Raw genomic sequence first — 12,945 nt, 5'->3', positions numbered from 1 at the left:
GCGTATGGCGGCGGCGATCAGCCGTTGTTCCGCTGGAACTCCGCCATGAACTGCGCCAGCGCCTCGCAGCTTTCCCGCGGCACGGCATTGTAGGCCGATGCCCGCAAGCCGCCGACGCTGCGGTGGCCTGCCAGGCCAACGAAGCCGTTCTGTTCGGATTCCTTGACGAACTTCTTCTCCAGCTCTTCGCTGCCCATCCGCCACGTAATGTTCATGATCGAACGGTTCGCCTTGTCGATGATGCCCTTGTAATAGCCGCCGCTTTGGTCAATGACGTCGTAAACGAGCTGCGCCTTCTCCGTATTGGCTTTCTCCAGCGCTGCCACGCCGCCGTTCGCTTTGACCCATTTCAGCATCAGGTTGACCATGTAGATCGTGTGCACCGGCGGCGTGTTGTACAGCGAGCTGTTCTTCGCATGCGTCGCGTAGCTGAGAATGGTCGGAATGTTCTTGTTTACGCGGGCGAGCAGATCGTCGCGGATGACGGCAACGGTGACGCCGGACGGTCCGAGATTCTTCTGCGCGCCGGCGTATACCATCGCGAACGGCGAATAATCGACCGGTTTCGCCAGGATGCCGCTCGTCCAGTCGCCGATCAGCGGCACGTCGCCGGTATTCGGGAACTCGGCGAACATCGAGCCTTCGATCGTATTGTTGGCCGTAAGGTGAAGATATGCCGAATCGGCCGGGACGTTGATGTCGGCTGCGGCCGGCAGACGGGTAAAGCCCGCTTCCTTCGTGCTGGCGATGACCGAAGCTGCGCCCAGCGTCTGCGCTTCCTGGAACGCCTTCTCCGAGAAGCTGCCCGTCACTACATAGTGCGCCGTGCGTCCGGGAGCAAGAAAGTTCAGCGGGATCGTTGCAAATTGCGTGCTGGCGCCGCCGCCCATGAACAGCACCTGATAGCCCGAAGGCAAATTCATCAACTCGAGCAGGAGCTTCTGCGTCTCGTCGTTCAGCGCTTCGTACTCCTTACTGCGGTGGGAAATTTCCATGATGGACATGCCGATGCCCTTATAGTCGACAAATTCTTCCTGCGCTTGCCGTAGCACCTCCAGCGGCAGCGCCGCCGGTCCGGGATTAAAATTGTGCGCGCGTTTGCTCATCTCCACCACACCCTTATGTTTTTCAAAAGACAAGATTCCTCTTCCTCTCGTATCGTAATGATAGCAATATTCGACAGCCGCATCAAGTCCTCCGGCTTATGGCATAATGGGGTTACAGAAGTTTAACAAAATCCCGCGCGGATCGCTGTTGCCGCAGCGGATGGAGGCTTGTGGACGATGGCAATCAAACGGTTGTTTGTTGCGGCGCCGGTCGACCCGCAGGTGAAGACGCGAATGTCCTTGCTCGCTTCGTCGCAGCGGGAACGACTGGCGTTTCGCAAATGGGTGCACGGCGACGATTACCATGTGACATTGCAATTTCTCGGCGACACCGACGAAACGAAAGAAGCGGAAGTGCGCCGTTTGCTGCAGCGAGCGGCTTCAGCGGCCGAACCGTTCCGGCTGGCCGCTGAAGGGTTCGGCGCCTTCGGGCCGCCGGCTGCGCCCAGTGTGCTCTGGCTCGGCGTCAAAGGCGAGCTTGCCGCGCTCCGGCAGCTGCATGCGGCCGTCGAGACGGCCATGGCGCAAGCCGGCTTCGCCAGAGAGACGAAGCCGTTCCGCCCGCACTTGACGCTGGCGCGCAAATATGCGGGAACCTCGCCGTTCGTCATGCCTCGCTCGGCGCCGGCCGCCGCGGCTGCGGAAGAGCAGCTCGTCTGGACAGTCGGGGCGATCGTCCTGTACGAAAGTCATCTGGCCCGTGCGCCAATGTACGAGGCGGTCGGCACATTCCCGCTTGGCTGACGGCCAATCGATGCAAAAAATCCCCCAACACCCGGACACGCCGGGCTTGGGGGATGAATGAGTGCGATTAGCAGCCGAAGTACAGCTCGTATTCGTGCGGATGGATGCGGATCGCTACCGCCTTGGCTTCCGAACGCTTCAGATCGATGTAATTGTCGATGAAGTCCTTCGTGAATACGTCGCCTTGGAGCAGGAATTCATAGTCCGCTTCCAGCGCGTCGATCGCTTCGTCCAGCGTGCCCGGCACGCTGCGGATTTCGCCTTTTTCCGCGTCGGACAGCTCGTAAATGTTTTTGTCGAGCGGGCCGTAGCCAAGGGCGCGCGGATCGATTTTGTTCTTGATGCCGTCGAGGCCGGCCATCAGCATCGCCGCAAACGCGAGGTACGGGTTAGCCGTCGAGTCCGGCGTACGGAACTCGATGCGGCAGCCTTTCGGCGTTACGGCAGCGATCGGAATCCGCACGGCAGCGGAACGATTGCCTTTGGAGAAGACCAGATTGACCGGCGCTTCGTAACCCGGAACGAGACGTTTGAACGAGTTCGTCGACGGGTTCGTGATCGCGATCAAAGCCGGCGCGTGGTGCAGGATGCCGCCGATGTAGTACAAGGCGAGCTCGCTCAAGTTCGCGTAAGCGCCTTTTTCGTAGAACAGCGGGTTTCCTTCATTAAAGATCGATTGGTGCACGTGCATGCCGCTGCCGTTGTCGCCGAACAGCGGTTTCGGCATGAACGTCGCCACTTTGCCGTTTTGGCGGGCAACGTTATGAATGATGTATTTGTATTTCATCAGGTTGTCGGCGGTTTTCGTCAGCGTGTCGAAACGGAAGTTGATTTCGCCTTGACCGGCTGTCGCCACTTCGTGGTGATGACGCTCGATGCGTAAACCGGCTTCGTTCATCAACCGGCACATTTCGCTGCGAATGTCTTGCTGCGTGTCCGTCGGCGCAACCGGGAAGTAGCCGCCCTTCTTGCCGATCTTGAAGCCGAGGTTGCCGCCTTCTTCCTTGCGGGCGCTGTTCCAGAAGCCTTCTTCGGAGTCGACTTCGAAGAACGACCGGTTCGTGCTCGTTTCGTAACGCACATCGTCGAAGATGAAAAATTCCGATTCCGGCGCGAAGTAAGCAGCCGTACCTACCCCTGTCGTTTGCAGGTACTCTTCCGCCTTGTGGGCGATGCTGCGCGGGTCGCGCTCGTAACGTTCGCCATCCGGCGTATAAATGTTGCAATAAAGGATCAATGTCGGGTGAGCCGTAAACGCGTCTTCGAATGCCGTTTCCGTGTCAGGCATCATGACCATGTCAGATTCTTCGATGCCGCGGAAGCCGGTGATGGAGGAACCGTCAAAAGCGACGCCGTTTACGAACGTATCTTCGTCCACTTCCGAGGCCGGAACGGACAAGTGATGGCTTTTGCCGAGCAAATCGGTGAAGCGAAAATCAACCCACTCGATGTTTTTTTCCTTAATCAGGTTCAATACATTTTGCACTGACATGTATAATTCCTCCCGTTTCCGAACATTCAATGTCATTCAGACGTGCAATGTTCAACTTTTTCTGTTTTCATGCCATTATTATAAATCGATCGCTTTTGACCGTCAATACTTATGTCAGCTATTTTTTATTACTGTGTCAGGTAATCTTACAACAAGAACGGAAAATTCATTTTTTCGTCACAAAGACCTGCTCTTCTGGCTTATATCCCCTCGGCTCAACACATAGTAGAGGCGAGTAGAAGCGGCCGGGCACCGGCTCAGCATATAAACCCGCACCCCCGCACAACTCACTCAACCAGCTTAACCGCCTCAATCGCCTCTGCCAGCATAACACGCACAACTTGTGTTGAGCGAAAGGGATAATGGGCAAAAGGCAGCTTCACCCGACCTGATCCGGCGCCGCTCCCTCAAAATAATTTCGATGCTGCCCTCCATTTTTACTGTAAGAGCCCATAAAATACGGCAAAAAACCGCCCCCTTAAAGGAGCGGTTGAACGATGAAGGCGGTAACCAGCATCACTTCGTCCAGGAACCGGCCAGAATCGGCTCCTTTTTCGTGTCGAACCGTTTGCCGCACAGCGGCGCCAGCTTCTCCAGATCGGACAGCAGCCGCGCGAACTGGTCCGGGAACAGCGACTGCACGCCGTCGCCCGTCATCGAGTTGTCCGGATCGGTGTGCATCTCGACGATCAGCCCGTTCGCTCCCGCCGCAACCGACGCCTTCGACATCGATTCGACCAACTCGCGCCGGCCGGTGCCGTGGCTCGGGTCGGAAATGACCGGCAAGTGGCTGAGCGATTGCAGCACCGGGATGGCAGCCAAGTCGAGCGTGTTGCGCGTGTACGTTTCGAACGTACGAATGCCGCGCTCGCAGAGCATAACGTTCGGATTTCCGCCAGCCAGGATATATTCCGCCGCGTTCAGGAACTCGTCGTAGGTGGCGCTGAATCCGCGCTTGAGCAGCACCGGCGTCTGGATCGTTCCGAGCTTGCGCAGCAGATCGAAGTTCTGCATGTTGCGCGTGCCCACTTGCAAAATGTCGGCGTGGGCCGCGCATACATCGACGTATTCCGGCGTCATCACTTCGGTGATCGTCAACAGTCCGTGCTTGCGCCCCGCTTCCGCCATGATCTCCAGCCCTTCGACGCCGATGCCCTGGAAGCTGTACGGACCGGTCCGCGGCTTGAACGCGCCGCCGCGCAGCACCTGGCCGCCGGCCTGTTTGACGAGCCGGGCGATTTCGTCGATTTGCTGCGGCGATTCGACCGCGCACGGACCGCCCATAATCGTCAGTTCGTCGCCGCCGATCTCCACGCCCTTGATGCGAATGACCGTGTTGTCCGGATGAAAGTCGCGGCTGGCCAGTTTGTAGGACTTGGAAATTTTGATTACCTCTTCAACGCCAGACATTTGCCGCAGCTGTTCGGCAAGCATCGGTTCGGCTTTGCCGATAATGCCGATAACGGTCCGGTTCTCGCCTCTCGACACATGCGCCTGCACGCCGAACTTTTCGATATGGCGGACGATTTCCGCGAGGCGGTCTTCAGTGATTTTGTTGGATGTAATGGCGATCATAACGAATCTCTCCCATCGTAAATGTGAACGAATAATTTCGCACTTCAACGCTTGTACGCTTTTAAGCTTTGCGGCTTTTATGCTTTTAATCACTAAAGCAACTATACAAAAAAAAATCCCTTACGTCAAGGGATATGCGGAACCATTAATTGCGCTTTGCGTCGTTTCCGTTTCTCTTTGCGCCGGTGCGTGTAGTACTCCAGCATCCACTTGATCGGGAAATACGCCAGTATACCGAGAATCGTGCCGACCACCATGCCGCCAACGATCAGATCGACCGCGCCTTTAATGAACTTCTCCAGCCAATTCGGCAGAAAATGAATGTAGTCGGCAAAATGTTTCGGCACAATCGCTTTGCCCACCTTCTTGTTCAGGAAAAAAAAGAGCGGATAAACCAGCTTGCCGAGCAAAAAGCCGATCAAGGCGCCCGGCAGACTGGCCCGCAACATGTAAACGAGCGGAATGATCAGCAGCGCCGCGGTACCGAACGTAGGCAGCGTAAACATTTCAATCGCAAGCCCGATTGAAAATCCTTTGGCCACTTTCGACGGCCCGCCCTTGGCGCGCAGCAGCATCAAATATTTGTATTTCAGCCAACGGCCGGTTTTTTTCACGCGGGACCTATTGGCCTTTATGACTCGTTTCGCTTGTGTCGGTTCCATCTCCTGCTCATCCTATCCGTCAATCACATTTTGTCTTTAGCCGCCGGGATCAGCTTCTTCATGTTGATGGTGCGCACGATCGGCCACGTCTTCGGCTCGTTCTTGTCGAACTGCTCCAGGAACGCAATCACTTCCTTCGTAATCGGCGTCGGGGTAGAAGCGCCGCTCGTGACGGCGACTTTGTCGATCGATTTCAGCCATTCGATGTCCAGTTCGGACAAATCGGCAATTCGGTATGCCGGTACGCCGGCAATTTCTTCCGACACTTGCGCCAGCCGGTTCGAATTGTTGCTGCGCGGATCGCCTACTACTATGACCAGCTCGGCCTCCTTCGCCTGCTCGGCAACCGCCTCTTGCCTCACCTGGGTGGCAAGGCAAATTTCGTTGTGAATTTCCGCCGTCGGGAACCGTTCGATCAACCGGTTCATGATGTGCCGGATATCCCATTGACTCATCGTCGTCTGATTCGTAATGACGATGCGTTCGGTTTCGAGCCGGAGGTCGCCGGCTTCGGCCATATTTTCGATAAGATGAACTTTCCCGGGAGCGACGCCCGCGGCGCCTTCCGGTTCAGGATGCCCTTTTTTGCCGATGTAGATGATTTCGTAGCCTTCGTCCGTCTTCTCCCGGATCAGATCGTGCGTCTTCGTCACGTCCGGGCATGTCGCGTCGACAACGGTCAAGCCTTTGTCCCGGGCGCGTTTGCGCACCTCGGGCGAAACGCCGTGGGCCGTAAAAATTACGGTGCCGCTCTCGACCTGGTCGAGAATGTCGAGCCGGTTCGGTCCGTCAAGCGTCACGATGCCCTCATCTTGAAAATATTCGGTGACATGCGAATTGTGCACAATCATCCCCAAAATATAAATCGGCCGGGGCAAATTCAAATTGCGTGCCGTCTGCAGCGCAAGCGCCATTGCGTCGACAACGCCGTAACAATAGCCCCGGGGCGTTATTTTGATTACTTCCATGCGCGTCGCCTCATTCATATGCAGCCTGAGATTCGAGATTCTAATCTCTTATTAATATTATAGCTCATTGCAAAGCATGATGAAAGTTTACCGGCAGCCAAATGACGAAAGTCGAGCCGGCGCCCTTGCGCGTCTTGACTTCAATCGAGCCGCCATGCTCGTCGATGATCCATTTGGCGATCGACAGCCCGAGCCCGGTGCCAGACGTCTGGCCGCGGGACGGATCGGCGCGATAAAACCGTTCGAAAATGTTCGGCACCTCATCCTTGTCCATGCCGATGCCGGTATCCGTGATCCGGATGCCCACTTGCTCCGGCGTGCGCAGCGCGCCGATTTCGACTTGGCCTTCGGGCGTATATTTGAACGCATTTTCAATGAAAATGAACATCAGCTGCCGCAGATAGTCGCCGTTGCCGTACACATAAACGCCTTCCAGCGCGGACAAGTCGCCGGCGATCCAAGCCACTTTTTTCGGCAGCAGCTGGGCTTTGCGCGCGACATCCTCCACCAGCGGCCGGATCGGCAGCCGCTCCTTCTCCATGCGCAGCCCCGCATCCGCGCGAGCCAGCGACAGCAAATCGTTGACGAGCCGGCTCATGCGCGCCGCTTCCCCGGCGATGTCCTGCATCGCTTCGAGCGACATCTCCATTCGTTCGCCTTCCGGCAGTTCGCTCTGGCGCAACGACTGCTGCCACATCTTCTCCAGCAGCTCGACATTGCCGCGGATCGTCGTGAGCGGCGTGCGCAGCTCGTGCGACGCGTCGGACACGAATCGCCGCTGGACGCGGTTCGATTCCTCCAGCTCGCTGTACGCTCCCTGGATGCGGCCCATCATGCTGTTGAACGTGCTGGTCAGGCGGCCGATTTCGTCCTGCGGCCCGTTGTAGGCGATGCGTTTGTCAAGATCTTCGCCTTTCCCGATCTGGGAAGCGGCGGCAATGACGTTTTCGATCGGCCGCAGCGCCCGCCGCGTCACGATCAAGCCGAACGCGCCGGCGATGACGATCGTTACGATGCCGAGGACGAGCAGAATGTACAGCAGCGTCTGCAAAATGCTTTCGATGTCGTCGACGATGGAAGCTACCTGCAGCACGGCAACAATGTTTGTCTGGCCGCCGCGAAGCGACAATTCGATAGGCGTGCTGTAAAAAAGCAATGAGCGGCCATATATCGTCGTTTTCGTAAAAGTTGTGATATTGTTGGCCGCTTTGTCGAGTATTGGCTGCGGCACGGTAAATCGGTACTGGGAAGACGTTTGGATCACGTCTCCGTTCATGTCGACCGTTTGAATCAAGAAACCGGGGTAGTTCAGCTGGTCAAGCAACGGCAGATTGATTTGCGGCACAATTTTGCCGCCGATGACCCAAGGCTCCATCCTTTTTTCGGACAGCAGCTGACCGGCAAGATCGCGCATCTGTTTTTTTTCGTTTTCGTACAGCACATAAGACAGCGTAAAATAGAGCACAATCCCGAACACAAGCAAAGTCCCCGTCAAGATGCCGGTATACCAGAGCGTCATGCGCAGACGGATCGACATGCTACGACTCACCCCGCAGCACATAACCCGCGCCGCGCACCGTCTGAATCAGCCGCTTGCCGCCATGCTCCTCGGTTTTCTGCCGCAGCAGCGCAATGTACACTTCGAGCACATTGGATTCGCCGCTGTAATCGTAGCCCCATATTTTTTCCATAATCAGATCGCGGGAAAGCACCCGCTTCGGATTTTGCAGGAACAGGTGCAGCAGGTCGAACTCCTTCGTCGTCAACTCGACCAGCTTGCCGCCGCGAATGACTTCCCGCGTATCAAAATCCATGACCACGTCCTCGTAGCTGATCCGGTTGCCGGGCAACGCCCCGCCGCGGTCGCTTCTTCGCCGCAGCAGCACACGCACGCGCGCCAGCAGCTCTTCGAGCGCAAACGGCTTGACCAAATAATCGTCGGCGCCAAGATCAAGCCCTTTGACCCGGTCGGTCACTTCGTCCTTGGCCGTCAGCATCAGAATCGGCGTTTCCGCCCCCGCCTCGCGCACGCGCCTGCATACTTCCCAGCCGTCGAGCACCGGCATCATCACATCGAGGATGATGACCTCCGGGTCGTGCTCCAATATTTGCTTCAGTCCTTCCTGGCCGTTGCCGGCGACAAACACCGTGTAGCCTTCAAATACGAGGCTGCGGCGGAGCATGGACGTTATTTTATCATCGTCGTCGATTACTACGATTTTTTCGCGCATTTCGTTTCCCCTTTCTTGTCCGCTCCGCCTGGCAATTCGCGGCATCGGTTGGTATGGTTTCATTGTAGCAAAATCGACGCACAAGCGAAAAGCCATGCACCCCGCTCGAGGGAACATGGCTGCCGCGTGTTGGCCGTCCGCGTCGCTGCCGCGGAAGGGCGAAACATTATTTTTTGGTGGCGGTATCCTTGTTCTGGTCACCTATGGTGACGGTAATATCCATTTTCTTGCCGTCGCGAACGATGCCGAGCGTCGCCTTGTCGCCTACCTTCAGCGCGCGGACTTTCGTTTGCAGCTCGGTCGAATTTTTGACCGCCTCGCCGTTGACGCTTGTGATGACGTCGTATTTCTTCACGCCGGCTTTAAACGCCGGGCTGCTGAGCGTCACGTCCATGACGAGCGTGCCGTCCGTGCTGCTAAGCTGCAAGTCGCTCAGATACGACTGGTCGATATCCTGCATCGAAATGCCGATATACGGAGCCGGTTCCTTCGGAATTTCCACGTTGTTCTTCAGGTTCTCGAGCACACTGTCGATCGTGTTCGTCGGAATCGCGAAGCCGATGCCTTGCGCTTGCGAACTGACGGCCGTGTTGATGCCGATTACTTCGCCGTTCAGGTTGAGCAGCGGGCCGCCGGAGTTGCCCGGGTTGATCGACGCGTCGGTTTGCAGCAAGTGCTGGTAGTTGCGCGTGCCTTGCTCATCCGGAATGCTGATCGGACGTTCTTTGGCGCTGAGCACGCCAACCGTTACCGTATGGTCAAAGCCGTACGGGTTGCCGATCGCCACGACCCAGTCGCCGACAGCCACTTGATCCGCTTTGCCCATCGGCAAGATGGCGAAGTCTTTGTCGCCTTCGATCTTCAGCACGGCCAGGTCAAGATCGTAGCTGTTGCCGAGCAGCTTCGCCGTAAACGGCTTGTCGTAGCCCTGGACGGTGACGCGAATTTCGTCGGCGCCGTCGATCACGTGCTCGTTCGTCAGGATGTAACCGGATTTTTCGAAAATGAACCCGGAACCCATGCCCGCTTCCTGCAATTGACCGCTGTTCGGGGTCGTTTGGTTTTTCTGGTTTTGCTTGGGCGTTGTGCTGCCGCCGCCGTTATCGCCAAAAAACTGGCGGAAGAACGGATCGTCGAACAGCGAGCCGCTGTTGCTGCGCGTTTGCTGCTTGACGTATGTTTCGATTTTGACAACCGCGGGGCTGGCGTTTTCCACAATGTCGGCGATGTTGTTCGGCCGCACCACGTCGAGCGAAGTCGTTTTCGGCGCGCCGTCGCCGCCTGAATTGTTCAGCGTTACCGACGAACCGTTGCCGGATCCGCCGCTGTTCAGCACGCCCTGATCGCCGGTGAACAAATTCATCTTGTCGGCGGTGAACATCAGGCTTCCGACGACGAGCGCCCCTGCGACGAAAGCGGTGAAAGCGGTGCGTACGCCGCTGCGGCGCCGCGGTTCGTTCACCGTCCAGGTCGAGGTCGGCTGCTGCGGTTCGCGCTCCGGCGTATAGCCGAACATCGGCCGCACCGGTTTCGGCGGCGTCATTTCGACGCCGGGCTGCGATTCGCGTTCGGACTCGTACGATTCCGCATGCTCCTCGCGGTCGTCTTGCATAGAAGATTTATAGGGACCGTACGAATAGTAGTAGGAAGGTTTATCCGCCTTGCCCGCATCCGCCTCGTCCCGCTCCGAACGCGTATCCTTCTCCGGTGACCGCTCGAAAAAATCGTCATAGCCTTTTTTGTTGTCTTCCATTGTCGGTTCCTCCTCCACCATACACGATATAAGATTCGCTAGGTTGCTTACTAGTCTTACCTATATATTGCACACGCAACCTTAAACGAACCTTAAAACAAAGTAAAATGGAGCTAAAAAGATCGCTGCTTTCGCCCAGACGGCGCAAAAAACGAAAAACGCCGATCGCAGCACGGTTTCGTGCGCAAAGGCGTTTTGTCGGCGATCAATGAACGAGCCCGTTTTCCACTTCGTCCAGCACTCGTTTGGCGGCATCGACCCACATCCGCTCGACGGGAGCATCTTTATCCAGCGGCGTCTGGAACTGATCGACAAGCGAGCCGGCCACGCGCATTTGCGCTTCGCGATCGGCTCCTTCATTGTAAATATGCTTCAGCACGAACGGCTGGCCGAGCCGGATGACGGCGTCGGAATCGGAGGAATCGCCTTCCATCGTGCCGTGCGTCACTTCGAACGGAATGCGCAGCCATACTTTTTGCGCTTCGTCCAGGTGCCGGTCGAAGTAGCCGTGATCGTACTCCCAGTTGCCGCCGAGCGTAAATTCATAAGCCGCCAAATAATCGTTCAGCGCGCGAAATTCCTGCTCCTTGTTTTCCAATCCGGACGTCAGCGAAATCACCGGCAACACTCCTTACGCATCATTTCCCGTAGGCTTCGCCAAACCGCCCGTTTCTATCCAAGGCGGAGACAGTCCGCGGCCGATTATTTGCTCTTGTCCATCCAGCCTTTGCGATGGGCATAAATCGCCAGCTGCGTCCGGTCCTCCAGCTCGCACTTCATCAGCAAATTGCTGACGTGGGTTTTCACCGTCTTGATGCTGATGTGCAGTTCCTCGCCGATATCCTTGTTCGACTTGCCGTCGGCGATCAGCATCAACACTTCCTTCTCGCGCTGCGTGAACTCTTCCTCTTCGCCTTGCGCCGTACGCTGGCGGATGCCGCGGGTGAGCGCCTGCGACACCTCCGAATTCATCACCGGCATCCCGTTGTAGGCGCTGCGGATCACATGCACGAGCTGGTCGGACGAAATCGTCTTCAGCACGTAGCTGACCGCCCCCGCTTCGATCGCCTTGACCACCTTGTCCTCCTCGAGAAAGCTGGTCAGCATGACGATTTTGACCGACGGGAATTGCGCCGTTACGGCCGCGGCGGTTTCCACTCCGTCCATGATCGGCATCATCATATCGAGCAGCATCACGTCCGGCATCGTTTCCGGCGACAATCGCGCCAGCGCCTGCAGCGCCTCCTTGCCGTTCGACGCTTCGCCCACGACGCGAATGTCCTCCTCCAGCAGCAAATACGTTTTCAGTCCGAGTCTGACCATATCGTGGTCGTCGACGATCATCAGCTTGATTTCGCTTGGCATGAATTCCTCTCCTTATCGACCTATTCGTCCGCTTGCTTGAATTTCGGAATGCGCACCTTGACGCTTGTGCCCGCCCCCTTGCGACTGAGCACTTCGGCGTCGCCGCCGAGCCGCTGCGCGCGCTCGCGCATCGTCGACAAGCCGTACGAGCGCCGGCTTTCGTCCTTCATGTCGAAGCCGATGCCGTCGTCCACGATCGCCAGCGCATACTGATGCCCCGTGTCCGCCAGGGACAACGAGACCGTAAGCGCCCGCGCGTGTTTGACTACATTGGCCATGCCCTCCTGAATGATCAGGAACAATTGATGCTCCACCGCCTCCGACAGCTCGTCCGGCACGTGGAAGTCGAGCTTGCCCTGCAGTCCGTTCTGTCGGCAGTAGTCGGGGAACCAGCGTTCGATCGCCGGCACGAGCGATTGCCCTTCCAGCTCCAGCGGCCGCAGTTGGGCAATCAGGCTGCGCATCTGCTTCTGCGCATGGTGCGACATCGACACGAGCTGCTCCACCACCGTGCCGACCACCTCCGGCCGGCTCACCAGCAGCTTCGGCAGCGATGACGCCGACATGTGCATGGCGAACAGCTGCTGACTGACCGTATCGTGCAAATCGCGCGCCAGCCGCTTGCGCTCTTCGAGCACAGCGGCTTCGTTCGATTGACGGGTGAGCAGCACGTTCTCTTCGCCGAGCGTATGCAGCAGCTTGATCCGGCTTTCCAGCGACTCGATCATGTCGTTGAAGTCGGCCGACAGCGCGTCGATGCTGTCCTTGCCGAACACCTTCACACGCACAGACAAATTGCCTTTGGCCACTTGTTTGACCGCAAGCTGCAGCTCGTCGATCCGATTCTGCAGCTTCTGGCCGACATAATAACCGACGCTCGGGCCGATGAGCACAATCGCCACGATCAGCACAATCGCAAGCTCGGGAATTTCCTGCTGGGAGAAAAAGTAGACTCCCGCTACGAGCGCCGCAAACGTCAGCGCCATCGCGAAAAGGAAATAGAGCGGCAGCCGCCATTTCATATTGCGTATGCGTTCGAACATGTCCGT

General features: G+C 57.3%; 12 protein-coding genes. 1 reads left to right on the top strand and 11 read right to left on the bottom strand.

What is annotated here, in order from left to right:
- Positions 1-17 precede the first annotated feature (17 nt).
- Entirely contained in the window at positions 18-1,106 is a 1,089-nt protein-coding gene (gene serC, locus EXY20_RS06215; protein ID WP_135548779.1) for a 3-phosphoserine/phosphohydroxythreonine transaminase, read from the bottom strand.
- Positions 1,107-1,283: 177 nt separating this feature from the next.
- On the opposite strand from serC, the gene thpR reads away from it, so the two are divergent.
- Positions 1,284-1,850: an RNA 2',3'-cyclic phosphodiesterase gene (thpR, locus tag EXY20_RS06210; protein WP_135548777.1), complete on the top strand. Its 567-nt coding sequence runs from the start codon at positions 1,284-1,286 to the stop codon at positions 1,848-1,850.
- Between the two features lie 67 nt (positions 1,851-1,917).
- Here thpR and glnA read toward each other — a convergent pair whose 3' ends face one another.
- The 10 genes from glnA to EXY20_RS06160 all read right to left on the bottom strand — a co-directional run bounded on the left by glnA (position 1,918) and on the right by EXY20_RS06160 (position 12,939).
- Positions 1,918-3,342 carry a type I glutamate--ammonia ligase gene (glnA, locus tag EXY20_RS06205; RefSeq protein WP_135548775.1) on the bottom strand — a complete coding sequence of 475 codons (1,425 nt, stop codon included), beginning with the start codon at positions 3,340-3,342 and terminating at the stop codon, positions 1,918-1,920.
- A 516-nt stretch (positions 3,343-3,858) separates the two neighbouring features.
- Positions 3,859-4,917 (bottom strand): 3-deoxy-7-phosphoheptulonate synthase, encoded by a 1,059-nt coding sequence (gene aroF / locus EXY20_RS06200; RefSeq protein WP_135548773.1) that lies wholly within the window; start codon positions 4,915-4,917, stop codon positions 3,859-3,861.
- A 125-nt stretch (positions 4,918-5,042) separates the two neighbouring features.
- On the bottom strand, positions 5,043-5,579 hold the full coding sequence (locus EXY20_RS06195; RefSeq protein ID WP_135548771.1) for a DUF2062 domain-containing protein: 537 nt from the start codon (positions 5,577-5,579) through the stop codon (positions 5,043-5,045).
- A 23-nt stretch (positions 5,580-5,602) separates the two neighbouring features.
- Positions 5,603-6,547: a 4-hydroxy-3-methylbut-2-enyl diphosphate reductase gene (locus EXY20_RS06190; RefSeq protein ID WP_135548769.1), complete on the bottom strand. Its 945-nt coding sequence runs from the start codon at positions 6,545-6,547 to the stop codon at positions 5,603-5,605.
- Between the two features lie 64 nt (positions 6,548-6,611).
- Positions 6,612-8,084 (bottom strand): sensor histidine kinase, encoded by a 1,473-nt coding sequence (locus tag EXY20_RS06185; protein WP_135548767.1) that lies wholly within the window; start codon positions 8,082-8,084, stop codon positions 6,612-6,614.
- Between the two features lies 1 nt (position 8,085).
- Positions 8,086-8,778 carry a response regulator transcription factor gene (locus tag EXY20_RS06180; RefSeq protein WP_135548765.1) on the bottom strand — a complete coding sequence of 231 codons (693 nt, stop codon included), beginning with the start codon at positions 8,776-8,778 and terminating at the stop codon, positions 8,086-8,088.
- 166 nt (positions 8,779-8,944) lie between these two features.
- Positions 8,945-10,531, bottom strand: a complete 1,587-nt coding sequence (locus EXY20_RS06175) for a trypsin-like peptidase domain-containing protein (protein ID WP_135548763.1) — start codon at positions 10,529-10,531, stop codon at positions 8,945-8,947.
- Positions 10,532-10,736: 205 nt separating this feature from the next.
- Entirely contained in the window at positions 10,737-11,150 is a 414-nt protein-coding gene (locus EXY20_RS06170) for a YugN family protein (protein WP_135548761.1), read from the bottom strand.
- Positions 11,151-11,233: 83 nt separating this feature from the next.
- A complete protein-coding gene (locus tag EXY20_RS06165; protein ID WP_135548759.1) occupies positions 11,234-11,896 on the bottom strand; it encodes a response regulator in 663 nt (220 codons plus the stop codon).
- A gap of 20 nt (positions 11,897-11,916) precedes the next feature.
- Positions 11,917-12,939: a sensor histidine kinase gene (locus tag EXY20_RS06160; protein WP_135548757.1), complete on the bottom strand. Its 1,023-nt coding sequence runs from the start codon at positions 12,937-12,939 to the stop codon at positions 11,917-11,919.
- Between the last annotated feature and the right edge of the window lie 6 nt (positions 12,940-12,945).

The organism is Paenibacillus cymbidii, assembly GCF_004764705.1.
Lineage (GTDB): Bacteria > Bacillota > Bacilli > Paenibacillales > NBRC-103111 > Paenibacillus_AN > Paenibacillus_AN cymbidii.
The sequence above is the reverse complement of the archived record's forward strand: the minus strand, read 5'-3'. Positions and strand labels throughout refer to the sequence as shown.